This window comes from Cellulomonas sp. P4_B5_2, assembly GCF_056402235.1.
Window position 1 is genome coordinate 1 of record NZ_JBFUHU010000047.1, and the last position, 25,241, is coordinate 25,241.

24 protein-coding genes and 2 pseudogenes are annotated in these 25,241 nt (G+C 72.5%); 7 read left to right on the forward strand and 19 right to left on the reverse strand.

Annotation, left to right across the window (positions count from 1 at the left end; translation table 11 throughout):
• The 3 genes from AC1DUQ_RS05050 to AC1DUQ_RS05060 all read right to left on the reverse strand — a co-directional run.
• On the reverse strand, nucleotides 1-179 hold a 179-nt coding region (locus AC1DUQ_RS05050), incomplete at its 3' end, for a 2-C-methyl-D-erythritol 2,4-cyclodiphosphate synthase (RefSeq protein WP_477073475.1).
• Entirely contained in the window at nucleotides 176-922 is a 747-nt protein-coding gene (ispD, locus tag AC1DUQ_RS05055) for a 2-C-methyl-D-erythritol 4-phosphate cytidylyltransferase (RefSeq protein WP_477059959.1), read from the reverse strand. The genes ispD and AC1DUQ_RS05050, both read right to left, overlap by 4 nt.
• Nucleotides 923-935: 13 nt before the next feature.
• Nucleotides 936-1,418, reverse strand: coding sequence for a CarD family transcriptional regulator (locus AC1DUQ_RS05060; RefSeq protein WP_055916922.1), 483 nt, complete (start codon nucleotides 1,416-1,418; stop codon nucleotides 936-938).
• A 226-nt stretch (nucleotides 1,419-1,644) separates the two neighbouring features.
• On the opposite strand from AC1DUQ_RS05060, the gene AC1DUQ_RS05065 reads away from it, so the two are divergent.
• On the forward strand, nucleotides 1,645-2,148 hold the full coding sequence (locus AC1DUQ_RS05065; RefSeq protein ID WP_477059958.1) for a hypothetical protein: 504 nt from the start codon (nucleotides 1,645-1,647) through the stop codon (nucleotides 2,146-2,148).
• 55 nt (nucleotides 2,149-2,203) lie between these two features.
• On the opposite strand, the gene pstB is transcribed toward AC1DUQ_RS05065, so the two are convergent.
• From pstB to AC1DUQ_RS05105, 8 genes and pseudogenes are all read right to left on the reverse strand, one after another.
• Nucleotides 2,204-2,983, reverse strand: a complete 780-nt coding sequence (pstB, locus tag AC1DUQ_RS05070; protein ID WP_477059957.1) for a phosphate ABC transporter ATP-binding protein PstB — start codon at nucleotides 2,981-2,983, stop codon at nucleotides 2,204-2,206.
• A gap of 12 nt (nucleotides 2,984-2,995) precedes the next feature.
• Complete coding sequence (pstA, locus tag AC1DUQ_RS05075) at nucleotides 2,996-3,940, reverse strand: phosphate ABC transporter permease PstA (RefSeq protein WP_477059956.1); 945 nt, start codon at nucleotides 3,938-3,940, stop codon at nucleotides 2,996-2,998.
• The gene (gene pstC / locus AC1DUQ_RS05080) at nucleotides 3,940-4,950 is read right to left on the reverse strand and encodes a phosphate ABC transporter permease subunit PstC (protein WP_057208412.1); all 1,011 of its coding nucleotides are present in this window, start codon (nucleotides 4,948-4,950) and stop codon (nucleotides 3,940-3,942) included. Before pstC ends, pstA begins: the two co-directional genes overlap by 1 nt.
• A 38-nt stretch (nucleotides 4,951-4,988) precedes the next feature.
• On the reverse strand, nucleotides 4,989-6,098 hold the full coding sequence (gene pstS / locus AC1DUQ_RS05085; protein ID WP_477059955.1) for a phosphate ABC transporter substrate-binding protein PstS: 1,110 nt from the start codon (nucleotides 6,096-6,098) through the stop codon (nucleotides 4,989-4,991).
• Nucleotides 6,099-6,270: 172 nt separating this feature from the next.
• Nucleotides 6,271-6,987: a response regulator gene (locus tag AC1DUQ_RS05090; RefSeq protein WP_477059954.1), complete on the reverse strand. Its 717-nt coding sequence runs from the start codon at nucleotides 6,985-6,987 to the stop codon at nucleotides 6,271-6,273.
• A pseudogene (locus AC1DUQ_RS05095) lies at nucleotides 6,984-8,133 on the reverse strand (sensor histidine kinase). Before AC1DUQ_RS05095 ends, AC1DUQ_RS05090 begins: the two are co-directional and overlap by 4 nt.
• A 90-nt stretch (nucleotides 8,134-8,223) precedes the next feature.
• A complete protein-coding gene (locus AC1DUQ_RS05100) occupies nucleotides 8,224-8,706 on the reverse strand; it encodes a DUF1269 domain-containing protein (RefSeq protein WP_477059952.1) in 483 nt (160 codons plus the stop codon).
• Between the two features lie 29 nt (nucleotides 8,707-8,735).
• On the reverse strand, nucleotides 8,736-9,137 hold the full coding sequence (locus tag AC1DUQ_RS05105; RefSeq protein WP_477059951.1) for a DUF7144 family membrane protein: 402 nt from the start codon (nucleotides 9,135-9,137) through the stop codon (nucleotides 8,736-8,738).
• A 208-nt stretch (nucleotides 9,138-9,345) separates the two neighbouring features.
• On the opposite strand from AC1DUQ_RS05105, the gene phoU reads away from it, so the two are divergent.
• Complete coding sequence (phoU, locus tag AC1DUQ_RS05110; RefSeq protein WP_477059950.1) at nucleotides 9,346-10,011, forward strand: phosphate signaling complex protein PhoU; 666 nt, start codon at nucleotides 9,346-9,348, stop codon at nucleotides 10,009-10,011.
• A gap of 7 nt (nucleotides 10,012-10,018) precedes the next feature.
• On the opposite strand, the gene AC1DUQ_RS05115 is transcribed toward phoU, so the two are convergent.
• On the reverse strand, nucleotides 10,019-10,162 hold the full coding sequence (locus AC1DUQ_RS05115) for a hypothetical protein (RefSeq protein ID WP_477073474.1): 144 nt from the start codon (nucleotides 10,160-10,162) through the stop codon (nucleotides 10,019-10,021).
• Between AC1DUQ_RS05115 and AC1DUQ_RS05120 the strand changes: the two genes are divergently transcribed.
• Nucleotides 10,110-10,436: an MmcQ/YjbR family DNA-binding protein gene (locus AC1DUQ_RS05120; RefSeq protein WP_477073476.1), complete on the forward strand. Its 327-nt coding sequence runs from the start codon at nucleotides 10,110-10,112 to the stop codon at nucleotides 10,434-10,436. The genes AC1DUQ_RS05115 and AC1DUQ_RS05120 overlap by 53 nt on opposite strands.
• A 67-nt stretch (nucleotides 10,437-10,503) precedes the next feature.
• On the opposite strand, the gene AC1DUQ_RS05125 is transcribed toward AC1DUQ_RS05120, so the two are convergent.
• The 4 genes from AC1DUQ_RS05125 to AC1DUQ_RS05140 form a co-directional block, all read right to left on the reverse strand.
• The gene (locus AC1DUQ_RS05125) at nucleotides 10,504-11,244 is read right to left on the reverse strand and encodes a phosphoglyceromutase (protein ID WP_056085734.1); all 741 of its coding nucleotides are present in this window, start codon (nucleotides 11,242-11,244) and stop codon (nucleotides 10,504-10,506) included.
• A gap of 49 nt (nucleotides 11,245-11,293) precedes the next feature.
• Nucleotides 11,294-12,628 (reverse strand): glycosyltransferase, encoded by a 1,335-nt coding sequence (locus AC1DUQ_RS05130; protein WP_477059948.1) that lies wholly within the window; start codon nucleotides 12,626-12,628, stop codon nucleotides 11,294-11,296.
• Nucleotides 12,629-12,688: 60 nt separating this feature from the next.
• Nucleotides 12,689-13,075, reverse strand: a complete 387-nt coding sequence (locus AC1DUQ_RS05135) for a hypothetical protein (RefSeq protein ID WP_477059947.1) — start codon at nucleotides 13,073-13,075, stop codon at nucleotides 12,689-12,691.
• 92 nt (nucleotides 13,076-13,167) lie between these two features.
• Complete coding sequence (locus tag AC1DUQ_RS05140; RefSeq protein WP_477059946.1) at nucleotides 13,168-18,246, reverse strand: glycoside hydrolase family 3 N-terminal domain-containing protein; 5,079 nt, start codon at nucleotides 18,244-18,246, stop codon at nucleotides 13,168-13,170.
• Nucleotides 18,247-18,495: 249 nt separating this feature from the next.
• On the opposite strand from AC1DUQ_RS05140, the gene AC1DUQ_RS05145 reads away from it, so the two are divergent.
• Nucleotides 18,496-19,278 carry a DUF899 family protein gene (locus AC1DUQ_RS05145; RefSeq protein WP_477059945.1) on the forward strand — a complete coding sequence of 261 codons (783 nt, stop codon included), beginning with the start codon at nucleotides 18,496-18,498 and terminating at the stop codon, nucleotides 19,276-19,278.
• A gap of 100 nt (nucleotides 19,279-19,378) precedes the next feature.
• Here the strand turns inward: AC1DUQ_RS05145 and AC1DUQ_RS05150 are convergent, their stop codons facing one another.
• The gene (locus tag AC1DUQ_RS05150) at nucleotides 19,379-20,404 is read right to left on the reverse strand and encodes a lactonase family protein (RefSeq protein ID WP_477059944.1); all 1,026 of its coding nucleotides are present in this window, start codon (nucleotides 20,402-20,404) and stop codon (nucleotides 19,379-19,381) included.
• A 195-nt stretch (nucleotides 20,405-20,599) separates the two neighbouring features.
• Between AC1DUQ_RS05150 and AC1DUQ_RS05155 the strand changes: the two genes are divergently transcribed.
• Nucleotides 20,600-20,746: a heme biosynthesis protein HemY gene (locus AC1DUQ_RS05155; RefSeq protein WP_477059943.1), complete on the forward strand. Its 147-nt coding sequence runs from the start codon at nucleotides 20,600-20,602 to the stop codon at nucleotides 20,744-20,746.
• Between the two features lie 55 nt (nucleotides 20,747-20,801).
• Here AC1DUQ_RS05155 and AC1DUQ_RS05160 read toward each other — a convergent pair whose 3' ends face one another.
• Complete coding sequence (locus tag AC1DUQ_RS05160; RefSeq protein ID WP_477059942.1) at nucleotides 20,802-22,010, reverse strand: ROK family protein; 1,209 nt, start codon at nucleotides 22,008-22,010, stop codon at nucleotides 20,802-20,804.
• 76 nt (nucleotides 22,011-22,086) lie between these two features.
• Here AC1DUQ_RS05160 and xylA point away from each other — a divergent pair, with 76 nt between their 5' ends.
• The gene (gene xylA, locus AC1DUQ_RS05165; RefSeq protein WP_477059941.1) at nucleotides 22,087-23,274 is read left to right on the forward strand and encodes a xylose isomerase; all 1,188 of its coding nucleotides are present in this window, start codon (nucleotides 22,087-22,089) and stop codon (nucleotides 23,272-23,274) included.
• A 135-nt stretch (nucleotides 23,275-23,409) separates the two neighbouring features.
• A complete protein-coding gene (gene xylB / locus AC1DUQ_RS05170) occupies nucleotides 23,410-24,813 on the forward strand; it encodes a xylulokinase (protein WP_477059940.1) in 1,404 nt (467 codons plus the stop codon).
• A gap of 33 nt (nucleotides 24,814-24,846) precedes the next feature.
• Here xylB and AC1DUQ_RS05175 read toward each other — a convergent pair.
• A pseudogene (locus AC1DUQ_RS05175) lies at nucleotides 24,847-25,101 on the reverse strand (histone-like nucleoid-structuring protein Lsr2); the annotation flags it as partial.
• Nucleotides 25,102-25,241: the final 140 nt, after the last annotated feature.

Below are 25,241 nucleotides of genomic sequence, written 5' to 3' on the forward strand. Positions count from 1 at the left end.
GCCGCGGACAGCAGGGCGTCGGCGGCGGCGTGCGCGGCGACGTACGCGTCGGAGTGCCCCGCCAGCGGACGCTCCCCCGGCCAGGACAGCCCCGCGAGGTGCAGGACGGCGTCCGGCGCGGGATCGGGGTCGTAGGCGTGCACGTCGACGCCGATCCCGGTGCGGGGCAGGGTGCTCACTCGGCGCTCTCCGTCGGCAGGGCGGCGATCGCGAGATCGCGCGCGGTGGTGATCTTGGCCGCGCGCTCGTCGCCCGCGACCACCCAGACGGGCTCGCCGAGCCGCTCGACCAGGCCGGCGTCGTCGGAGGCGGCCAGCGCCTCGTCGTGCGCGTGCTCGGCACCCGACGCGTGGGCGCGCAGGAGCAGCTCGCGGGTGAACCCCTGCGGCGTCTGGATGGCCCGCAGCTCGGCGCGGGGGACGGTCTCGAGCACCGGCTCGACGAGGACGCCGCGGTGCGGGGCGACGCGCTTGATGGTGTCCGTGACCAGCAGCCCGGGCACGACGGCCGGATGCCCGTCGCGCACGGCCTCGATCACCCGCTCGACCAGGGACGCGGGCGCGAGCGGGCGCGCGGCGTCGTGCACGAGCACCACGTCCACGTCGGCGCCACGGGGATCGGCCACGAGCGCGGCGAGCCCGACGGCGACCGACGCCTGCCGGGTGGCACCACCCGCGACGACGAGGAGCGCGACCTCGTCGGACAGCGGCCCCAGTTCGCGCTCGATGGCGGCGAGGTGGAAGGCGGGCGCGGTGACCACCAGCACCCGGACGCGATCGTCGCCCGCCGCGCGCGCTGCCAGCAGGTTGCGGGCGGCGTGCGCGACGAGCGACTGACCCTCCAGAGGCACCAGTGCCTTCGGGAGGGGATGACCGAGCCTGCTGCCGCTCCCGGCGGCAGTCAGGACTGCAGCGACGCTCACCTGTGTGGCGGCGTCAGGACGCGAGGACCTCGTCGAGGATCGCTTCGGCCTTCTCCTCTTCGGTGTGCTCGGCGAGTGCGAGCTCCGACACGAGGATCTGGCGGGCCTTGGCGAGCATGCGCTTCTCGCCCGCAGACAGGCCACGGTCGGCGTCCCGGCGCGAGAGGTCGCGCACGACCTCCGCCACCTTGATGACGTCACCCGACGCGAGCTTCTCGAGGTTCGCCTTGTAACGACGGGACCAGTTGGTCGGCTCTTCGGTGTACGGCGCCCGGAGGACCTCGAACACCTTGTCGAGACCTTCCTGACCCACCACGTCACGCACGCCCACCAGATCGACGTTCTCAGCCGGGACCTCGATGGTGAGATCTCCCTGAGCGACCTTGAGCTTGAGGTAGAGCTTGTCCTCTCCGCGGATGGTCCTGGTCTTGATCTCTTCGATCAATGCCGCACCGTGGTGCGGGTAGACAACGGTCTCCCCAACAGTGAAAGTCATCTGCAGGTGTCCCCTTTCGCAGAGGGGTATCTTATCACGCCGATTTTCGCCTTTTGCCGCGTGATTACGGCCATCCGCGCAGGTCAAGCGCCCATCGCCGCAGACCGACGACGAGCGCCGTCCGGGCTGTCCCGCAGCCGGGCGGACCCCCGTGCGGCGGCTAGGCTGGCCCTCGGACGGACACCCCGTCGATCGCCCGCAGTGCCCGACGCCCCGAGGAGTCATCGTGACCTCGCCCCGCCCCCGCACCCTCCGGGTTGCCGCCCTCACCACCGGCCTCGCCGTCGCGGGGCTCGTGCTCGCCGGTTGCTCCGCGACCAACCCGATGACCACCGAGGACCAGTACTCCGCCTCCGACGGCGTCCGCGTGACGCTCGGTGACGTGCGCGCGTCGAACCTCCTGGTGCTCTCCGCGGCCGAGGGCGACGTCGGCTCCATGCAGGGCGGGCTGGTCAACCAGAGCAGCGAGGACCGCACGGTCACGCTGGCCGTCGGCGACGAGGAGACGACCGTCGAGCTGGGCCCGAAGGAGACCGTGCTGCTCGGTACCGGGCGCGGGTCCGAGGACGGGTTCGCCGAGGTGACGTTCCCTGCCGTCGACGTCCCGCCGGGCGGCCTGGTGGAGGTGACCGTCTCCACGCCCGAGGCCGGCTCGATCGTGGTCGAGGTGCCCGTGCTCGACGGCACCCTCCCCGAGTACGCCTCCGCGGTGCCCACCACCGACAGCTGACCGCACGACAGAAGGGGCCGTCGGCGAACCGGCGGCCCCTTCTGCGTGCGTCTGCTCAGCCGAAGCGGCCCGAGATGTAGTCCTCCGTGGCCTGCACGCGCGGCGAGGAGAAGATCGTCGACGTCTCGTCGATCTCCACCAGCCGGCCCGGCTCCCCGGTTGCGGCGAGGTTGAAGAACGCCGTCCGGTCCGAGACGCGGGCCGCCTGCTGCATGTTGTGCGTGACGATCACGATCGTGTAGTCCGACTTGAGCTCGGCGATGAGGTCCTCGATCGCCAGCGTGGAGATCGGGTCCAGGGCCGAGCACGGCTCGTCCATGAGGAGCACCTGAGGCTTCACGGCGATCGCGCGCGCGATGCACAGGCGCTGCTGCTGCCCGCCCGAGAGGCCGGAACCGGGGCGGTTCAGCCGGTCCTTCACCTCGTTCCAGAGGTTCGCGTGGCGCAGCGACTGCTCGACGATGTCGTCGGCGGCGCTCTTCGAGATGCGCTTGTTGTTGAGCTTGATGCCCGCCAGCACGTTCTCCGCGATCGACATCGTCGGGAACGGGTTGGGGCGCTGGAACACCATGCCCACCTGACGGCGGACCGCGACGGGGTCGATGTCGGAGCCGTACAGGTCCACGCCGTCCATCGCGACGCTGCCCTGCACGTGCGCGCCGGGGATGACCTCGTGCATGCGGTTCAGCGTCCGCAGGAAGGTCGACTTCCCGCAGCCGGACGGGCCGATGAAGGCGGTGACCGAGCGGGGCTCGACCGACATCTCCACGTCAGCCACGGCCTTGAACTCGCCGTAGAAGATGTTCAGGTCCTTGACGTCGATGCGCTGTGCCATGGGAGGTGTCTTTCAGCCGAGGTTCTTGGGGGCGAAGAAGCGGGTGATCAGGCGGCCGATCAGGTTGAGCAGCATGACGATGAGGATCAGCGTCAGCGCGGCGGCCCAGGCCCGGTCGTAGTTGATCGTCGGGATGCAGTCGGTGGCGCCGGGCGTGCAGGGCACCAGACCCTGCGAGTACTGCCGGTACACGTAGACAGGGAGCGTCATCATGCGGCCCTCGAACAGGTTGAAGTTGATCGAGTCGATGACGCCGACGGTGATGAGCAGCGGGGCGGTCTCCCCGATGACCCGGGCGATCGCGAGCGTGATGCCGGTGCCGATGCCGGCCACCGCGGTGCGCAGCACGACCTTGATGACCACCAGCCACCGCGGCACGCCCAGGGCGAGGGCCGCCTCGCGCAGCTCGTTGGGCACCAGCCGCAGCATCTCCTCGCAGGAGCGCACCACCACCGGGATCATCAGCACGCTCAGGGCGACCGAGCCGACGGCACCCATCCGGATGCCGGGACCGAGGATCACGGCGAACAGCGCGTACGCGAACAGGCCCGCGACGATCGACGGGATGCCGGTCATCACGTCGACGAAGAACGTCACCCACCGCGCCAGCTGTCCGCGCCCGTACTCGACGAGGTAGATGGCGGCGAGCAGACCGATCGGCACGGAGATGAGCGTCGCGAAGAGCGTGATCTCCAGGGTGCCGATGATCGCGTGGTAGATGCCACCGGCGTCCATGCCGCCGTACACCCCGCGCATCGAGTGCGTGAGGAAGTACATGTTGAAGCGCTCGATGCCGTTGACCAGCACCGTCCACGAGACGGAGACCAGCGGGAGCATCGCGATCACGAACGCGCCGACGATCAGCACGCGCATGACCCGGTCGGTGCGGTGGCGGCGCGGGTCGACCTGCCGCAGCAGAGCGCGGAGCTCGCTGTTGTCGACGGTAGGGGCGGTCATCAGTTCGCTCCCGAGAAGTCCTTGCGGCGCGCGACGATCGCGCGGGCGGCCATGTTGACGATCAGGGTGATGACGAACAGCGCGAGACCCGTCGCGATCAGGGCGGAGACGCCCAGCGGGTTGGCCTCGGGGAACTGGGCGGCGATGTTGGCCGCGATCGTCTGCTGCTGACCGGCCTCGAGCAGGTGGAACGAGTAGAGGAACCCGGGCGACAGGATCATGAGCACGGCCATCGTCTCGCCGAGCGCGCGGCCCAGGCCGAGCATCGCGGCGGAGACGATGCCCGAGCGGGCGAAGGGCAGCACGGCGACCCGGATCATCTCCCACCGGGTGGCGCCGAGCGCGAGCGCGGCCTCCTCGTGCAGGCGCGGGGTCTGCAGGAACACCTCGCGGCTGACCGCGGTGATGATCGGCAGGATCATCACGGCGAGCACGATGCCGACGGTCATGAGCACGCGGGCGGTCGGGGAGACCGTCCCGCCGAAGAGCGGGATGAAGCCGAGGTACTCGTTGAGCCACGCCCAGATCGGCTTGACCATCGGGGCGAGCACCAGGCCGCCCCACAGGCCGTAGACGACCGAGGGGATGGCGGCGAGCAGGTCCACCAGGTAGCCGAGGCCGGAGGCCAGCCGGCGCGGTGCGTAGTGCGAGGTGAACAGCGCGATGCCGAGCGCGATCGGTGTCGCGATCACCAGGGCGAGCGCCGCGGCGAGGATCGTGCCGAAGATCAGCGGGCCGACGAAGTCGAGCAGCGACGTGGCGTCGCCCATCCAGGAGACCTTCTCGGTCAGCTCGGCGGCCGGCGTGGCGAGCGCGGGCCAGGCGCGCAGCACCAGGAACGCGGCGACCGCCACCAGCACCAGGAGGATGAGCGCTCCCGCTGCCGTGGCGGTCCACCGGAACAGCCGGCTGGCGCCCCGGTCGACCACGCGGGTACGACGACGCCGCACGGGCGCCGGCGCGAGCGTCGGGCTCTGCGTCGGCGTCGGCGGGCTCTGGGTGCTGGTCACTTCTCTCCTGCGTCTCGTCGTGGGTCGTGCAACGTGCGTCAGGCCGCCGCGGTGATCGCGTCGATCGCGGCCTGGACGTCCGTGCGGAGCGCGTCGGACAGCGGCGCGGAACCCGCGGCCTCCTCGGCGGCGGACTGGCCCTCGGCGCTGACGACGTAGCTGAGGAAGCCCTTGACCAGGTCGGCCTTCTCGGCGGTGTCGTACTGGAGGCACGCCACGCCGTACGAGATCAGGATCAGCGGGTAGGCGCCGGCCTGGGTCGTCTCGCGGTCGATCTTGATGACGATGTCGTGCTCGGCACGCTCGTCGTCACGCGGGGAGGCGTCGACCGCAGCGGCCGCACCCTCCTCGGACGGGGCCACCCACTCCTCGCCGACCTTGATGCTGGCCACGCCGAGCGTGCCGACCGCCGAGTTGTCCGCGTACGCGATGGTGCCGTCCGCTCCCTGGACCGCCTGGATGACGCCCGAGGTGCCCTGCGCCGACTCACCGGTCTGGAACGGCCAGTTGCCGTCGGCCTCGTACGTCCACGCGCCACCGGACGCCTTGGCCAGGTAGTCGGTGAAGTTCTTCGTGGTGCCCGACTCGTCGGAGCGGTGCACCGGCGTGATCGCCGTGGCCGGGAGCGTGGCGTCGGGGTTCTCCGCCGCGATCTCGGGTGCGTCCCAGGTGGTGATCTTGTTGTCGAAGATCCCCGCGATGGTGGCGGCCGACAGGTTGAGCTCGGTGACGCCCTCGAGGTTGAACACGACCGCGATCGGGCTGATGTAGACAGGCAGGTCGATGGCCTCGGTGGTGCAGATGGCCTTGGCCGACTCGAGCTCCTCGGCGTTCAGCGCCGAGTCGGAGCCGGCGAAGTCGACGGAGCCGTCGAGGAACTGCGTGCGACCGCCGCCGGAGCCGACCGGGTCGTAGTTGATGTTGACGTCAGGGTTCGCGCTCTGGAAGCCGGCGCGCCAGGCGTCCATCGCCTTCTCCTGCGACGTGGCGCCGGCGCCGTTCAGGTCACCGCTGAGCGTGCTCTGCGCGGGGGCGTCCGTGGTGTCGCCGGACCCGGTCGGGTCGTCCGATCCGCAGGCCGCGAGGGAGAGGGCGAGCGCGCCGGTGAGGGCGATCGCGCCGATCCGGCCGTGGAGGGAGAGCTTCACTGTGTTCCGTCCTGTCGATCAGGTGCGCACCGATGTGTGCGCGGCGATGCTGACGGTAGGAAGCCGACGTGACCAGGTGGGCGGCTGCGGGTGAACCCCAGGTGAACGATGGCGGTACAGCACGACGCCCCACGCACCGGATCGGTGGGCGGGGCGTCAGGTCCGGGGCGGGCTACTCGCCGTCGTCGGTCAGCTTGTAGCCCAGACCGCGGACCGTGAGCAGGAGCGCCGGGTTGGCCGGGTCGACCTCGATCTTGGCGCGGACCCGCTTGACGTGGACGTCGAGCGTCTTGGTGTCGCCGACGTAGTCGGACCCCCAGATCCGGTCGATCAGCTGCCCGCGGGTGAGCACGCGGCCGGCGTTGCGGAGCAGCAGCTCGAGCAGCTCGAACTCCTTGAGCGGGAAGGCGACGGCCTCGTCGCGCACCCGGACGGTGTGCCGCTCGACGTCCATCCGCACCGGTCCCGCCACCAGCAGGTCGTCGTCCTCGACCTCGGGCGCGGCGGGGGCGCCCGCAGTGACGACCGCCTCCCGGCGGCGCAGCACCGCGCGGACGCGGGCCAGCAGCTCGCGTGACGAGTACGGCTTGGTGACGTAGTCGTCGGCGCCCAGCTCCAGGCCGACCACCTTGTCGATCTCGTCGTCCTTGGCGGTGAGCATGATGACCGGCACGTCGCTGACCAGGCGCAGCCGGCGGCACACCTCGGTGCCGGGCAGCCCGGGGAGCATGAGGTCGAGGAGCACCAGGTCGGCGCCGAACTCGTCGAACCGGGCCAGGGCCTCGGGTCCGGTCGCCGCGGTGACGACGTCGAAGCCCTCGCGCTCCAGCTGGTACGTCAACGGGTCCCGGTAGGACTCCTCGTCCTCGACGAGCAGGATCCGGGTCATGACGCGGTCCGGCGCACGTGCGCTCCTTCGATGGTGACGGGCACGCCGGGCAGCTCGGCGACGGGGGCGGTGGGCTCCTCCGCGCGCGGCAGCCGGAGCGTGAACGTGGACCCGCGGCCGGGCTGCGACCAGACGGTCACCTCTCCCCCGTGGTCCGCGGCGACGTGCTTGACGATCGACAGGCCCAGCCCGGTGCCGCCGGTGTCCCGGGAGCGGGCGGGGTCCACGCGGTAGAACCGCTCGAACACCCGCTCCTGCTCGGCCGGGGTGATGCCGATGCCCTCGTCGACCACCGCGATCTCCACGAGCTCGCCATGGGTGCGCACCCCGACGCCGACGTGCGACGCCTCGCCGGAGTACGCCACCGCGTTGTCCAGCAGGTTGCGCACCGCGGTGACCAGCAGGTCGCGCTGGCCCAGCACCCGCGTGCCGCGCTCGCCGCCGATGTCGAGCCGCACCTTCTTGGCCTCCGCGGTGGTGCGGGCGCGGTCGACGGCCTCGGAGAGGACCTCGTCCACGTATCTCGTGCACCAGCGCGGACAGCCGGGTGGCCTCCGCCTGCATGCGGCCGGCGAACCGGCGCACGGCCTCCGGGTCGTCCGCGGCGTCCTGCACGGTCTCGGCGAGGAGCGCCAGGGCACCGACGGGAGTCTTCAGCTCGTGGGACACGTTCACGACGAAGTCGCGCCGGATCGCCTCGAGCCGCCGCGCCTGCGTCAGGTCCTCCGCCAGCACCACCAGGTGCTCGGCACTCACCTGCGCCACACGCACCTGGACCAGCAGGACACCGGGTCCGACGGGACCGCGGGGCACCTCGAGCACCTCGTCGCGGATCACGCCGTCGCGGCGGACCAGGGCGATGAGGTCCCGGATCGCCGCCGGGGCGATGCGTCCGTCGCGCACGATGCCCAGGGCGTGGGCCGGCGCGCTGGCGCGCACCACGTCGTCGGCGTCGTCGAGCACCACCGCCGCGGAGCGCAGCACCGCGAGCATGCGGACGAGCCCGTCGTCGAGCGTGGGCTCCGCCCGCGGCGGCAGCGCACGCTGCGTCCGCTCGCTCCACCGGAACGCCAGGGTCGCCCAGACCCCCGTCAGCAGGCCGAGCCCGCCGGCGAGGAGGAGCAGCAGCCCGTCGATCCCGTCCACGGCACTCACCCTAGGACGCGCCGGAGGGTGCGACACGCCGATGGCGCCCCCCGGCGCCCGCCCGCCGTGGAGCGTTCACCGGGCGTTCACTCAGCCGAAGGTCTCCATCAGCAGCGACCGCTCGCCCTCCGTCAGGTTGGTGGCCACGAGCGTGCTGTGCAGGCCGTGGAACCGCTCACCCAGACGGTCCATGTCCGCGTTCTCGGTCACCGCGCACAGCAGCGAGGTGCCCTCCGTGATCTGCGCGCGGATGCTCTCCAGCTGGGCGTCGTCGATGCCCACCGCGGCGACCGCCTTGCTGACTCCCCCGATCGCGGCACCCACCGCGGCTCCGAGCAGCGGCACGAAGAAGAGTCCGCCGAACAGCAGCCCCCAGAACGCGCCCCAGCCCGTGCCGCGGAGCTTGTCGTCGTTCGAGTGGTGCATCGAGGGCTTCGCCTCACCCTGGGGCCAGCTGATGACCGCGTGGTCGACGATCCGCACCAGCCGGTCGGTCTGCGCTGCCTTCAGGGCGTCGACGGCCTTGGCAGCTCCGTCGGCGGTGTCGAACTTCCACGCCGTGAACGTCGTCATCGTCATACCTCTCGTGTCGGACGGTTCTTTCAGCGGTTGGCGCGCGCGACCTCGTCACCGTGCACAGTCAGCGCCCACAGGATGAAGAAGTCCAGGGCGATGGCGGTGAGCGACCACCACGGGGTGACCGGGAGCGACACGAACTGCGCGAACATGTTGAGGAGCACCAGCACGATCGCGGTGACGCGCGCCCAGCCGGCCCCGGAGAACAGCGCGAACCCGACGAGCAGCAGCAGAGCACCCAGGACCAGGTGAACCCAGCCCCACGTCGAGACGTCCACCAGGGCGATGCCGTCCGGCGTCCAGGACACGACGGTCTTCGGGGAGAAGACCGCGACGCCCCCCGCGATGATGTTGAAGAGTCCCGAGACGAGGATCGCGAACGCCGCGAACCACACCCAGCCGACCCATGCCGTCACCCGCTGCGCCATCTGTCGTCCCTCCGTCGTCCCGCGTCGATGCCCCTTCCGCCATGCTGGCCCAGGTGGAGGTGCTGCTGCCTCACCCGATTCGCATGAGGTGCCGGGGCGTGTGCACAACGGCCGTCGTCCGTTCATCTGGAGGCGCCCGTCCGTTCACCTGCCGATGTCAGCCTGTCGCTGCGCGCGGCACCTGCCGTGGCGGCACGAGAGGGAGCACATGCGGGACATCTTCGACGCCGAGCTGCACCAGCTGGGCGAGGACCTGGCGGCGATGAGCGGTCGGGTCGAGCAGGCCATCACCAACGCCGGCATCGCGCTGCTCACGGCTGACCTGGCACTCGCGGAGTCCGTGATCGCCGACGACCTGGCTATCGACGCGATCGAGCGCGACCTCGACGAGCGGTGCGTCCTGCTGCTCGCGCAGCAGCAGCCCGTCGCCACCGACCTGCGGATCGTCGTCTCCGCACTGCGCATGAGCGCGTCGCTGGAGCGCATGGGCGACCTCGCCCGGCACATCGCCCAGGTGGCCCGGGGCCGGTACCCGCGGCACGCGGTGCCGCAGGCGCTGTCCGGCACGTTCGCCGAGATGCACGACGCCGCCGTCCGCGTGGCCCGGCGCACCACCACGCTGCTGAACAGCCGCGAGATCCAGCTGGCGGAGAGCATCGAGCAGGACGACGACCTCCTCGACGAGCTGCACGAGGACACGTTCGCGGGGCTGCTCGGGGGCTCCTGGGCCGGCACCACGCAGGAGACGGTCGACGTCACCCTGCTCGGCCGGTACTACGAGCGGTTCGGGGACCACGGGGTCTCGGTCGCCCGCCGCGTGACCTACCTGGTGACGGGCGTCGGCCGCCCGGAGCTGGACCGCACCGCCGGCTGACCCCGGCTCAGGCCGACGCCGAGAACGGCAGCTCCCCGCCGGGAGCCGGCGGCGCCGGCGCCGTCGCCCGCGCGAGGCTGGGCGCAGTCGTCGCCCAGCTGCCCGAGACGGTGGCCGAGGTCGACGTGTACGGCAACACCGGGTTCTTCACGCGCGGCAGCCGGTTCGCATGGATCCTGCCCGACCATCACGCCGACGGCCGGCTCGCCCTCTGGTGCAAGGCCGACCGGCACGAGCAGCAGGCGATCGTCGCGCGCGATCCGGCCCGGTACTTCGTCGCCCCGTACATGGGCCGGTTCGGGTGGATCGGCGCGCACCTCGACGCCGCGCACGACCCGGACTGGGACGCCCTCGCCGAGCTGGTCGAGCAGGCCTGGCGCCTATCGGCGACGAAGGCGGCGATCGCGAGCTTCGACGCCCGCTGAACGCAGCAACGTCCGAGCAGATGCGCCCCAGGGGCTCCATCTGCTCGGACGTTGTGGTGTGTCGGGGTCAGCGACCCTGGTTGGCCACGGCCTTGATCGCCTCGGCGGCGGCCTCCGGGTCCAGGTACGTGCCGCCTGGGTTGGTGGGCTTCAGCGTCTCCTCGTCGAGCGTGTAGAGCAGCGGGATGCCGGTGGGGATGTTGATGCCGGCGATCGTGCTGCTGTCCACGTCGTCCAGGTGCTTGACCAGGGCGCGGATCGAGTTGCCGTGGGCCGCGACCAGCACGACCTTGCGGGCCTGCAGGTCGGGGACGATGTCCGACTCCCAGTACGGCAGCGCGCGGACGAGGACCTGCTCGAGCGCCTCGGCGCGCGGGATCGGCTCACCGGCGTAGCGCGGGTCGGCGTCCTGCGAGAACTCCGAGCCCAGCTCGATGTCCGGCGGCGGGAAGTCGTAGGACCGGCGCCAGAGCATGAACTGCTCCTCGCCGTACTCCTCGAGCGTCTGCTTCTTGTCCTTGCCCTGCAGGGCGCCGTAGTGCCGCTCGTTCAGGCGCCAGGAGCGCTTGACGGGGATCCAGTGACGGTCGGCGGCGTCGAGGGCCAGGTTGGCCGTGGTGATGGCCCGGCGCAGCAGCGACGTGTGCACGACGTCGGGCAGCACGCCCGCGTCGGTGAGCAGCGTGCCGCCGCGGACGGCCTCCGCGGTGCCCTTCTCCGACAGCGGCACGTCGACCCAGCCGGTGAACAGGTTCTTCGCATTCCACTCGCTCTCGCCGTGGCGGAGCAGCACGAGGGTGTAGGTCATGGGCCCATCCTGCCGCAGGCGCCCCGAGGCGGCCTGGGACGTCCGACCCTCAGACGCGGGACGCCCGGACCTCGCCGGCCACCGAGTAGACCTTGAGCATCTGGTCCGCGGTGGTCTCCCAGCCGAACCGCTCGGCCACCCGGCGGGCGCCGACGGCGTACCGCGCGCGGTCCTCGGTGGAGTGCAGCACGTCCGAGATCACGTCGGCCCACACCGCCGGGTCGTGGCCGCGGACCAGGCGGCCGGACACGTCGTGGTCGACGATCGTGCGCAGCCCGCCGACGCACGCGGCGATGACCGGCACCCCGCTGGCCTGGGCCTCGGCGGCCACGAGCCCGAACGACTCGCTGCGCGACGGCATCGCGACCACGTCGGCCGCGTGGTACCAGCGCGCAAGGGTGTCGCGGTCGGCGGGCGGGTGCACGACGACGTCGTCGGCCACCCCCGTCATGGCCGCGAGCGCCTGGAGCTCGCGCACCGCGCTGGAGCGACCGGACGGGCCACCGAGCACGACGAGCAGGGGAACCGGCCGGCCGGTCTCGCGCAGGACGCCCAGGGCGCTGACCAGCACGTCCGGGGCCTTGAGGGCCTGCACGCGCCCGGCGAACAGGACGATCTGGCGGTCGGCCGGCAGCCCGAGCTCGCGGCGGGCCGTCGCCTGGTCGCCCGGCACGAACCGGTCCAGGTCCACACCCGGCTCCACCACGTGCACGCGGTCGGGGTCGGCGCCGTACAGCTCGACCAGCTCCTCGGCCTCGACCGGGGTGCTGGCTACCAGCGCGTCCGCCTCGGCCGCGAGCTGCTCCTCCCCGACCACCCGCGCGGTCGGCTCGGGGGTGTCGCCCGGTGCCAGGGACGCGTTCTTGACGCGCGCGAGGGTGTGCGCGGTGTGCACCAGCGGCACCTCCCAGCGGTCCGCGGCGATCTGGCCGACCTGCCCGGACAGCCAGTAGTGGGAGTGCACGACGTCGTACCAGCCGGGCCGGCGCGCGGCCTCCCAGCGCAGGACCCCGGCGGCCATCCCGCACAGGACGCCCGGCAGGTCGTTCTTGTCCAGCCGCTCGAACGGGCCGGCAGGCACGTGGTGCACCAGGATCGGCGGCGTCACGCCGGGGCCCACCTCGTCGGCGAGCAGCACCGCGCGGGCGGCGTCACCGACGAGGGGACGTCCGAGCGCGTCGGCGCCGGGCAGCAGCACGGTCTCGGCCTGGTCCGAGGACGTCGCTCGCGTGAAGATCTCGACACGGGCACCGCGAGCGGCCAGCGCGCGGGACAGCTCGAGGACGTAGACGTTCATCCCGCCGGCGTCACCCGTCCCCGGCTGCTCGAGCGGGGACGTGTGCACCGAGAGCATGGCGACGCGCGGGGCGTGCTCGAGGGTCACGGGCGCTCCTGTCGGGGGACGGGTCTGCACCCATTCTCACGCACGGAGCCGGACCTCACCTCACGGCTGGGCGGTGACCTCTGCCGCGTGCGCGCCCGACGAGCGACGCGAGTTGAGCTTCGAGCGCAGGTTGCTGAGCCCGCTCGGCGGCTTGTAGTCGCCGCGGATCGGGAAGATGTTCCCGTCCGGGAGGAAGCCGCCCGCCGTCGAGGGGTAGAACGCGAGCTCGGGCCACAGGGTGACGATCTCCTTGAGCCGGGCACCGCGGGCGAACGCGGCGGCCAGCTGCGGGTCGTTGCCCGTGTAGGTCAGCGTGAAGTCGTGGTCCTGCACGACGGTCTCACCGGTGGGCACCTCGCCACGACGCGGGGTCCAGCCCCACGGGCTCTGGGGCTCCTGGTGGTTCCGGTCCGGACCGACCCGGTAGATGTCAAAGCCGTTGCGCATCGCGGGACCTCCTCGTTCGTCGTCGACGAGGAGAGGATCGACAAGATCCGGCAGGTGCTGAAGGACTTTGGTCCGTTGTCACCCGTTAGGGGTCACCTCACCACCAGAAGGTGGGGAGAGCCGATCCACGGCAGGTAGGTCGGGTCGCCGCCGTAGGTGACGAGGACGAGCGAGGTCCGGGTCCCGACGGGCAGCGTCACGACCGCGGTGCCCCGGGCGTCCAGGGTGGCGGAGCCCTTGCGGGAGCCGTTGACCCAGACGTCGACCGTGCCGGTCGGGGTGACCCCCGCGACACCGGCCACCTGGACGTGCACCTGCTTGGGGTCGGACCGGCGCACCGTCCAGTCGGTGCCGTCCGTGCGGACCGTGGGCAGGGCCCGGGTCACCCAGAGGGTCGCGGCCGCCGACGTCGAGCCGGCCACCGGCGGGTCGGCCGCCGGCGCGCCCCCGTAGACGGCCGTGATCGCGTGGCGGCCCGTGCTGAGGTTCGCGGCGAGCCGGACCGTCGCGGTGCCGTCCGCCGCGAGCGGCACGGTGGCCACCGACGTACCGTCCACGAGCACCTGCACGGACCCGGTCGGCGAGCCGCCGGGAGCGCGCACCGTCACGCGTGCGGTCACCGGGTTGCCGAAGACCTTCACCGACGACGACAGCGACAGGCTCGTGGTCGACGCGACGGGCGGGGCGGTCGAGACGCCGAGAACGTCGGCCAGGAGGTCGACCGCGCCGCTCGCGTCGCCGGACATCAGCGCGTGCTCGGCGTCGGCGGTCAGGGCCGCGTCAGCGGAGTCGGGTGCAGCGGCGTCGTCGGGACCGGAGGCCTCCTGGGCGAGGTCGCGCACGAGCGAGACGACGATCCCCGCAGCGGTCGCGGTGTCGCGGTCGGTGCCGTTCAGCTCCTCCGCCGCGGCGAACAGCAGGCGGACCGCCTGCCCCGTGCGCGCCGGGTCGAGTGCCGACCCGTCCCAGATCGGCGCGTCGAGCACGGCCTGGACGGCGTCCTGCGCGTCGCCCGCGGGCAGGGTGGCGACCAGCGCGGTCAGCCGGTCGCGCTGCGCGTCCGTGCGCAGGCCCCAGCCGTACGGGTACAGCGGCGCGTAGACGTCGTCGCCGACGTTGACCGGCACCTGGTCCGCCGTGACCGGCCAGCTGACGGGGAGGCGTCCGGTGAAGGGCCGGGTGCCGAACAGGACGTCCGCGACGCCCGCGCCCTCGGTGCCCGGCAGCCACGAGGCCACCAGCGCGTCGATGGCGCCCAGCTGGTCGGTGACCAGCTGAGGACGTCCCGACACGACGAGCACGACGCACGGCAGCGCGCCGCAGACCGTGTCGATCGCGGAGCGGTCCGCCGCGCTCAGGCTCAGGGACTTGCCGCTGTTGCCGACGTCGCCCTGCCCCTCGGCGTAGGGCGTCTCGCCGACGACGACGATGCCCACCTGCGCGTCCCCGACCGGCGCCGAGGCGTCCTTCGAGTACGTCACGGCCGGGGCTGCCGCCTGGATGCCCTCCAGGATCGACGTGCCCGGCGTGATGTCGCCCGAGCCGCCCTGCCAGGAGATGGTCCAGCCGCCCGCCTGGTTGCCCAGGTCGTCCGCGTTGGACCCGGCCACGTAGACCTTGGTGTCGGCGGCCAGGGGCAGCAGGTCGTCCGCGTTCTTGAGCAGCACCTGCGACTTCGCGGCCGCCTCGCGGGCCACCGCCCGGTGCGCAGCGGACCCGACGTCCCCGGCAAGCGACCGGTCGGCGAACGGGGCGTCGAACAGCCCGAGGGCGAACTTCTGCGTGAGGATCCGCCGGACGGCGTCGTCGACCCGCTCCTGCGACACGTCCCCGGAGCCCACCTTGGCGGTGATCGCGGTGATGAACGCGCCGAAGTTGTAGGGCGCCATCGCCATGTCGAGCCCGGAGTTCACCGAGCGAGCGGCCTTGTCGGCGTAGGTGCCGCCGGGCAGCTTGTCGATGCCCTCCCAGTCGCTGATGAGGAAGCCGTCGAAGCCCAGCTCGCCCTTGAGCAGGTCGGTGTTCAGCGCCCCGTACTCGTGCATCCGGATCGGGTCCGCGCCCGCGACCGAGACCGCCGAGTACGAGGGCATGATCGAGCCGACGCCCGCCTCGATGGCCGGCACGTACGGGTCGACGTGCAGGCGCCGCAGCGCGTCGAGGCTGTCGACGTGCGTGATGCCCTGGTCGATCGGGTAGCCGGTGCCCGCGAGCGCCGGGTCGTAGGTGGTGCCGCCGTCGCCGACCCAGTGCTTGGCGGTCGCCAGCACCTTGTCGGGACCCGAGAGGTCACTCGGGTCGGCGCCCTGGAGCCCGACGACCGCTGCACCCGCCATCGCCGCGACGAGCGCCGGGTCCTCACCGAACGACTCGTAGCTGCGGCCCCAGCGCTCGTCGCGGGTCACGCACAGGCACGAGGCGAACGTCCACGGGACGCCGGTGGCCCGCACCTCCTGCGCGGTGGTCCGCTCGACCTGCTCGAGCAGGTCCGCGTCGCGCGCGGCTCCCAGCCCGGAGTTGTGCGGGAAGATCGTCGCGCCCACCACGTTGTTGTGGCCGTGCACGGCGTCGACGCCGTAGATCAGCGGGATCTGCAGACGCGTGGACAGCGCCTGCCGCTGGAACCCGTCGACCATGTCCGCCCAGCCGGCCGGGGTGTTCTGCGTCGGCACCGACCCGCCGCCGGAGAGGACCGACCCCAGGCCGAGGTCGGCGATCTGCGCGGGCGACTGCAGACCCAGGCGCTCGGCCTGGGTCATCTGGCCGATCTTCTCCGCGAGCGTCATCCGGCCCAGCAGGTCCTCGACGCGGTCCGCCGTGCTCGCGCTGGGGTCGAGATAGGCGGCACCGACTGCGTTGAGGACGATCTTCGGGCTCGTGCCGACGACCGCTCCCGTGGCCGTCAGGTCGACCGCCAGCGTGCGGGCGTCGTCGGTCGCGGCGGTCGCGTGGGTGACCACGTCGATCGTCTGGGTGGCCCCGGTGGCGGTGCCGGCGGGGAACGTGAGCGTGCCGGCGAACGCGTCGTAGTGGGTGCCGGCCACGGCGGTGCCGGCGCCGTTCGCGTACTCGACGGTCACGTCCGCGGCGAGCGGCTGCCCGTCCGTCGTCGTGAGGACCACCGGGACCTGCGCGGTCGCGCCGGGGTCGACGAGGACGACGTCCTGGCTGGTGATCGTCGCCGTCGGTGCGGGGACCGCCGAGCCGTAGAGCTGGACGTCGTCGACCGCCCAGGAGACCGACGTGGCCGTGCCCGGAACCATGGTCAGCGCGTAGCCCCACGCGGACGTGAGGTCGAGGGTGCCGTTGCGCGTGGCAGCGTCGCCCGGCTGGTAGCCGCCGAGGGTGAACGCCGAGAAGGGCAGGTCGACGATCTTCCAGCGGCTGCCGTCGCTGGACCAGTTGTCCTTGAACGTGGCCGCCCACAGCTCCGAGTGCTCGCCGTCCGGGCCGCCGTCCTTGAGCTCGACCTTGATGTCGTCGCCCGCGGTCGGGCTCGCGGGTCGCGTCGGCTGCGACGCGTACCAGGCCAGCCGGATGCCCCGGAACGAGCTCCAGTCCTGGCCCGCGGCGAGGTTCTGGCTGAAGCCACCCCACCCGCCGGACGGGATCAGGTAGTCGCCGGACAGCACGTGGTTGCCCGCCGGGGCACCGTCGCGCTCCTGCTCGGTGACGCCCAGGCTGACCAGGTCGGGGGCGGAGCCCCACGTGAAGATGCCGACCGTGGTGCCGGGCGCGGCGAGCGGGACGTCGCCCTCGGCGTCCTCGATCATGCTCACCCGGTCGTACAGGCCCAGGTCGTCGAACGTCCACGCGCCCGCACCCAGGTCGGTCAGGGTGACCGCGAACCCGGTGCTCGCCGTCGGGTCGAAGCGGGCGTCGGACGCCGGGTTGCCCTTGAGCCGCAGCTGCGAGAACGCCACGCTGACCTGGCGCCAGCCCGCGGTGTCGTCGGTGACCGAGCGCTCGAAGAGCTGGCCGTTGCTCTTCAGCTCGTACCGGAGCAGCCCGCCGTTGCCGGTGCCCAGGAACCAGAACGTGAAGCCGTCGTGCGCGGACCAGTCGGTGGCGGGGATGTCGTGCGTGAAGCCGAACCAGTCGCCGGCGGCGGGGGTGCCGCCGACAGTGGCGATCAGGCCGTTCCCGCCGCGGTCCACGGTGCCGGTGCTCAGCACCGGGGTGACCGGCGCGCTGATGCCCCAGGTGGTGTACCCGGCCGGGACGCCGGACTCGTAGTCGTCGAGCACGGTGACGCCGCCGACGTCGGGCAGGTCGCCGTGCGGGGTGATGGTGACGGTGCTCGTCGTGCGGCCGCCGAGGACGAGGCCCGCGGACGGCTCGGACAGGGTCAGCTCGACCGTGCGCACCTGACCGAGAGGGCCGTGGTCGACCGTCGGCACGGTGACGCTCGCCTCGGTGGTGCCTGCCGGGAAGGTGAGCGTCTGGTCGACCGCGGTGTAGTCGGTGCCGGCCACGCCCGTGCCGCCGGTGGACTGCACGCGGACGGTGGTGTCGGTCGCGGCGGCGACCGCCAGGATGACCGGGACGACCGCGTCGGTGCCGGCCGGGACGGTGGTGCCCGAACCGGCGAAGGCTGCGGCGACCTGCGTCGGCGTGCCGTACACCTCGAGGGAGAACAGCGAGTATCCGTACCAGTGCAGGCGGGACGGGTCCCAGGTGAAGCTGGTCCGCTGGGTCATCTGGACCCGGACGTAGCGGGCGCCGGTCGCCGCGAACGTGACGTCGTCCGTGCCACCGTCGCCGGCCGTCTCGGAGTGCACCGACGTCCACGACGCCGGGTCGTCGGGTGCGGTCGTCGCCACCTGGACCTCGTACCCCGCGGCGAACGCGGCCTCCCACGCCAGGACGACGTGGTCGACGGACGCCTCTGCACCGAGGTCCACCTGGACCCACTGCGTGAACGGCACGTCCTCGTCCGGGCCGTTGCCGCTGGCCCAGCGGGTGGCCGGGTCGCCGTCGATCGCCGCGTCCGGCGGGAACGTGCCGTCCTGGTCGGACTGGAACTGGGACGCCGTCGCGGTGCCGGTACGCGCGAGGTCACCGGGCGCCGCGGCCGCGGGCGTCGCGAGCCCGACGAGGGCGAGCGGGACGACGAGCGCCAGGGCGGCGAGGCTCGCGGGGACGGTGTTCAGGCGGTCGGCACGACGCACGGTCACTCCCTCGTGACGTGGCCGGGCTCCGTTGCGCAGCCACTTCCGTCCGGGTCCGGTCAGCGCGTCGTTGCCCTGCCGTCACGGTCGGCTGCCGCCAGACAACCACAAGCACTTACAGGGCGGTAAGTCGAGAAGATCACGATTCGATAACGGGCAATTCGTGCGAACGTCATGTCGAGAATCCGCGCCCGTCGACGTCATCAGGTGTCGGGTGACGAGACCCGGCTCGAGACCTCGGAGGACACCATGACGACCACGCCCGTCGATCCCCCTGCCACCGCTCCCAGACTCCCCGCCATCGTCGACCAGGCCACCTGGCAGGCGGCCAGCGACCGCCTGCTCGTCCGCGAGAAGGCCCACACGCGCGAGAGCGACGCGCTCGCCGCAGCCCGTCGACGGTTGCCGATGGTGGAGCTCGACGGGACGACCCCGGTCGTCGGGCCCGCCGGCCCGGTGCCCTTCCGGGACCTCTTCCACGGCCGCGACGAGCTCATGGTCTACAAGCACATGTGGCACGACGGAGCCCCGCACCAGGGCCAGTGCGAGGGTTGTACCGTCTCGGCCTGGCACCTGCGGGACGCCGTCTACCTCAACGCGCGCGGCGTCTCCTTCGCCATCGTGACCACCGGCCCGTGGGACGAGGTGGCTCCCTACATCGACTTCATGGGCTACACGCAGCCCTGGTACTCGGTCCGCGACGTCGCGCCGCCGATCGGTGACGACATGGGGTCGTTCACCTGCTTCCTGCGCGACGGCGACCGCGTCTTCCTCACGTACTCCACGACCGGCCGGGGCGTCGAGGCGGTCACCGGGCCCTTCGGCCTCCTCGACCGGACGCCCTACGGCCGCGGCGAGGCCTGGGAGGACACCCCCGACGGCTGGCCCGGTGGGCACGACCCGTGCTGGTACTGGCGCACGGGCATGGACCGACACCCGGACGTGGGCCCGACCAGTCGACCCGCGCCCCAGTGGACCCGCCCCGGCGCGACACCCGAGCAGACGCTGGGCCGGCTGGGCCACCACCACTGACGGGTTCGGCGCCCCCGACGGACCGGTGAGATCGAGGGTTCGGCGCCAGATCGTGGGTGCGAACCGACGGTCTCGTGCCGAACCCTCGATCTCGCAGGCGCTACGCGGGCAGGACGCAGGTCGGTGCCGGCAGGTCGATGGTGCCGACCACGGAGCCGTCGGCGGCCAGCGTGCTCAGCCCGCCGGGCACCTGCTCGGCGACGACCGTCCAGCCGTCGACGACCTCGAAGTGCCGCGGCCACGCTCCCGGCAGCTCGTCGTCGGCCACGGGCTCGAGCAGGCCGTCGCCGCCGATGACGAACCGGGCGAGCACGTCCGACGTCCGCACGCCGACCAGCAGCCGGTCACCGTCCCGGACGACGTGCGACGGCAGCCGACGCTCCGCTGCCGGCACCGTCGTGGCCGGCAGGGTCTGCACGAGGCTCCCGCTGCCCGCCTCCCACGCGAGCACCCGCACGGTCACGTCCAGCTCGCCGACGACGTACGCGAACCGCCCGTCCGCGCTGAACGTCAGGTGCCGCGGTCCGGTGCCCGCGGGGAGCGCGGCCGCGATCCCGTCCTCGACCAGGCGCCCGTCGACGCGCCGGTACCGCCGGATCTCGTCGGTGCCCAGGTCCACCACCAGCACGAACGCGCCGCCGGGGTCGAGCGCGACGAAGTGGGCGTGCGGCGACTCCTGCCGGTCCTCGTCGGGACCCGAGCCGGTGTGCCCGAACACCTGGTCCGGGCCGAGAACGCTGAAGCCGCCGTCCGCGTCGAGCGGCAGGACGGCGAGCGTGCCCGACGTGTAGTTGGCGACGAAGAGCGTGCGACCGTCGTCGTCGAGCAGCAGGTGGCAGGGGTCGGCACCCCCCGACGGGACCGTGGCGCGGTGCACGAGGGTCTCGCCGACGACGTCGAACGCGCTGACCGTGCCGTCCGCCTGCTCGTTCGCGGCGTACAGGACGGTGCCGTGCAGGGCGAGGAAGCTCGGCGACGGCGTCTCGACGACCTGGTGCGCCCTGCCCAGCGCACCCGTGGCGAGGTTGAGGTCGACGCGCCAGATCCCCTCCCCCTGACCGACGGGCGTGCCCGCACCGGCGGCGGGGTAGGTGCCGATCCACAGGGGTGTCTGCTGCGCGCTCACGGTGACGGAGCCTACGGGCGCGCGACGCCCCTCCCGTCGGACGTCCGCACACTCGCGCGCGCCGACGACCGGATCCGCGGACGCAGCACCTCTCCACGTCGCGCGTCCGCGCATCCGCGCGTTCCGACGACCCGTCGTGCGGAGGTCGCGCTCTACAGTCGGGGCAGGACGTCCGAACCGATCGAGGTGGTGGGCATGACCGACGCCGAGTCGCCGTACCGGGTGCTCCCCGAGCAGATCCGGCTGGAGGACACCGTCGCGATGGTGGAGACCGTGGCAGCGCCCGACCCGACGATGGGCCGCGACACCGAGACGGAGTTCATGCTCCGCAACGCGGGCTGACCAGGACGTCCGCACTTCGTCGCGTTCCAGGGTGCACGAGTGCGGACGTTGCGGCTCAGGCCTGGGAGCGGAGCCACTCCGCCGGGTCGGCCAGCACCCGGGCCAGGGCTGCGAGCGCGCCGCCGGTCATCGCCGGGTACTGGCCGGCGCGGGCGGGCGACACGGTCAGCGGCGACCAGGGCGCGAAGATCACCAGCTCGTCGAGCCGGGCCGAGACCTCGTCGTGCACGTGGTCGAACAGCTGGCCGAAGGTGCCGCCGAGCACCACCTCGCCGACGTCGACCACGTTGGCCACCGACGCGAGCGCGACGCCGAGCGCCCGGGCGGCCTGCGCCACGGCGGCCGTCGCGCGGGCATCGCGGGCCGCCAGCGCGTCGAGCAGGGCGTCCAGCCCGGCGGTCGACGGCAGGCCCGCGGCGCGCAGCATGGCGTCCTGGCCGGCCAGCGCCTCGAGGCTCCCGTCGGAGACCCGCGGACCGCGGAACGCGTCGACGACGATGTGCCCGATCTCGCCGCTCCAGCCGTGCCGGCCCGGGAAGATCTCGCCGTCCAGCACGATGGCGCCACCGATGCCGACCTCGCCGGAGACGTACGCGAAGCTCGGCGACCCCCGGCGGGCGTGGGCCTCGGCACGCGCCGCGAGGTTGGCCTCGTTGGCCACCCGCGGCGGGAACGCGTGCAGCGCCGGGTGCGCGGACACGACCCCGACGACGTCGACGTCGCGCCAGCCGAGGTTGGGGGCGACCCGCAGCGGGCCCGTCACGCGGTCCACCAGCCCGGGCAGCGCCAGGACCGTGCCCGCGACGCGCACTCCCGCCGACCGCAACCCCTCGATCACGGGTTCCGCGAGCGCGGCGAGCCGGTGCAGCACCTGCGCGGCGTCGACCCCTCGCAGGTCGTCGAGCTCGACGTGCTCGGCCAGCACGCCACCGGCCAGGTCGAGCGCGCGGACGCCCAGGTAGTCGACGTTGACCTCCATGCCGATCCCGGCGACGGTCCCCCTGGCGGGGGCGAGCGGGACGGCGGGGCGGCCGGCGCGCTGGGTCTGCGCGGGGTCGAGCTCGCGGACCAGTCGCGCCTCGATGAGGTGGTCGACCAGCCCCGAGACCGTGGCACGCGCGAGGTCCTCCGACGCGGCGAGCTGGGCCCGCGACAACGGCTCGGCGGCGTCGACGATCCCCCGCAGGACGACCCCGAGGTTCTGGTCGCGCATCTGCGCCTGCCGGGCCACGCGCGACGGGTCGCGGGGCTCGGACATCGACATGGCTTGACCCTACCGGCTGGACGGGATAAATTCATCCGGCAAACTAAATTCGATCATCTCGATGAGGAGACGTGTGATGGCACCGCAGCCCACCCGTGCAGACAAGTTCTCGTTCGGCCTCTGGACGGTCGGCTGGAACGCCCAGGACCAGTTCGGATCCGCCAGCCGCCCGTGGCTGGACCCCGTGGAGTCGGTCCACAAGCTGGCCGAGCTGGGCGCCGCGCACGTGACGTTCCACGACGACGACGTGGTGCCCTTCGGCTCCGACGCCGCCGAGCGCGACCGCATCCTGGCCCGCTTCAAGGGCGCCCTGGACGAGACCGGCATCACGGTCGAGATGGTCACCACCAACACGTTCAGCCACCCGATCTTCAAGGACGGGGCGTTCACCTCGAACGACCGCCGCGTCCGCCGCTACGGCCTGCGCAAGGTGGTCCGCAACGTCGACCTCGCCGCCGAGCTGGGCGCCGACACGTTCGTCATGTGGGGCGGCCGTGAGGGTGCGGAGTACGACTCCGCCAAGGACCTCAACGCCGCGCACGACCGGTACGCCGAGGGCATCGACACCGTCGCCGCGTACATCAAGGAGAAGGGCTACGGGCTGCGCATCGCCATCGAGCCCAAGCCGAACGAGCCCCGCGGCGACATCCTGCTCCCCACGGTCGGGCACGCGCTGGCGCTCATCGCCAAGCTCGAGCACGGCGACATCGTCGGCCTCAACCCGGAGACGGGCCACGAGCAGATGGCCGGCCTGAACTACACCTCGGGCATCGCGCAGGCGCTGTGGGCGGAGAAGCTCTTCCACATCGACCTCAACGGCCAGCGGTCCATCAAGTACGACCAGGACCTGGTGTTCGGCCACGGCGACCTGTTCTCCGCGTTCGCCACCGTGGACCTCGTCGAGAACGGCTTCCCGTCCGGCGGGCCCCGCTACGACGGCCCGCGTCACTTCGACTACAAGCCGTCGCGCACGGAGGACATGAAGGGCGTCTGGGACTCGGCCGCCGCGAACATGTCCACCTACCTGCTGCTCAAGGAGCGCGCGCAGGCGTTCCGGGCCGACCCCGAGGTGCAGGCCGCACTCGAGGAGTCCGGTGTGCTCGAGCTCTCGCAGCCGACGCTGGCCGAGGGCGAGACCCTGTCCGACCTCCTGAACGACCCGTCCGCCTACGAGGAGCTCGACGTCGACGCGGTGGCCGCCCGCGGCTTCGGCTTCGTCCGCCTCAACCAGCTGGCTCTCGAGCACGCCATCGGCGCCCGCTGACCTGTCCCGTCCCGCGACGTCCGAGCAGAGTGGGCCTCTGACCCACCTCTGCTCGGACGTTGCACCTCATTCCTTCCCGCGTCCGGGCAGAGCACCCCTCTGCTCGGACGTTGCGGGTTCACCTGGAGGTAGCTCATGGCACTCGTCGCCGGCATCGACTCGTCGACGCAGTCCTGCAAGGTCGTCGTGCGCGACGCCGACACCGGCGCGCTGGTGCGCACCGGGCGCGCGTCCCACCCCGACGGCACGGAGGTCGCACCCTGGTACTGGTGGGACGCCCTCCAGTCCGCGATCGTCAGCGCGGGGGGTCTCGACGACGTCGACGCGATCTCCGTCGGCGGTCAGCAGCACGGGATGGTCGCGCTCGACGCGGACGGTGCGGTGGTCCGCGACGCGCTCCTGTGGAACGACACCCGCTCCGCGCCCGCCGCTCTGGACCTCATCGAGGAGCTCGGCGGACCGCAGGCGTGGGCCGACGCCATCGGCTCCGTGCCCGTCGCCTCGCTGACCGTGACCAAGCTGCGCTGGCTGCGGGACGCCGAGCCCGAGAACGCCGCACGCGTCGCCGCCGTCGCGCTCCCCCACGACTGGCTGACCTGGCGACTGGCCGGCGCGACCGGCCTCGACGCCCTGGTCACCGACCGCTCCGACGCCTCCGGCACCGGCTACTGGTCGCCCGCCACCGAGGACTACCGCCACGACCTGCTCGAGCTCGCGCTGGGCCACGACGCCCTCGTGCCGCGCGTGCTCGGCCCGTCGGAGGCCGGCCCCCGTTCCACGGGCGGCGCGATCCTCGGCCCCGGCGCCGGTGACAACGCCGCCGCGGCCCTGGCGCTCGGCCTCCTGCCGGGCGACGTCGCCGTGTCCATCGGTACCTCCGGGGTGGTCTCCGCGATCGCCTCGACCGCCACGGCCGACGGCTCCGGCCTGGTCACCGGCTTCGCCGACGCCACCGGGGCCTTCCTGCCGCTCGCTTGCACCCTGAACGCGTCGCGCGTGCTCGACGCGGCCGCCCGGATGCTCGGCGTCGACCACGCGGGGCTGTCCGCGCTGGCCCTCTCCGCACCGGCGGGGGCCGACGGCCTCGTCCTCGTGCCCTACCTGGAGGGCGAGCGCACCCCGAACAAGCCCGACGCCACGGGAGCCCTGCACGGCCTGCGGCTGGCCAACACCACCCCCGCGCACCTGGCCCGCGCGGCCGTCGAGGGCATGCTCTGCGCGCTCGCCGACGGCATCGACGCGCTGCATGCCCAGGGCGTGGCCGTCGAGCGGCTGTTCCTCATCGGGGGCGGCGCGCAGTCGGCCGCCGTGCGCGAGATCGCGCCGTCGGTGCTCGGCCTCGACGTGCTGGTCCCGACGCCCGGTGAGTACGTGGCGGACGGCGCCGCCCGCCAGGCCGCGTGGGTGCTCTCCGGCGGCGCGACCCCGCCGTCCTGGACCTCGGCCTCCGAGGCGACCGCCTACCGCGGCGACCCGGTCCCGAGGATCCGCGAGCAGTACGCCGCGGTGCGCGAGCTCACCGGGACGCGACCCGTCTGAGTGCGGACATGGCGAGAGCCCGGCATCGGGGTTGGCCCACTCGCGGATCGCCTGCGCGTCACCGGACGACGAACGCCGCCCACGAGCAGGCGTCGACCTTCCGGCGGAACGACCGCCGACCTTGCGTGCGTGCCCGACCCACTGGGCAAATGCGTCACGCAGCTCGCTCGCGTGACCACTGGTCAGGTCGATCTCATACGTGACGCCGTCGAGCCCGAACGTCACGGTCTCGTCTGCAGTTCCGCCGTCGATGTCGTCGACCAGCAGAACCTGAACCTTCTGCGCCATTGAGTGCTCCGTCTGACAGATGCGGGGAATGCTGTCGCGTTCACTATCGCATCGGCGCATTATGGCGTCAAACGGTCGGCGGGGATTCCTTCTTCATCGCGGCCAATTCCGCGTCACGCTCCGCGGCATCCATTCTGGCC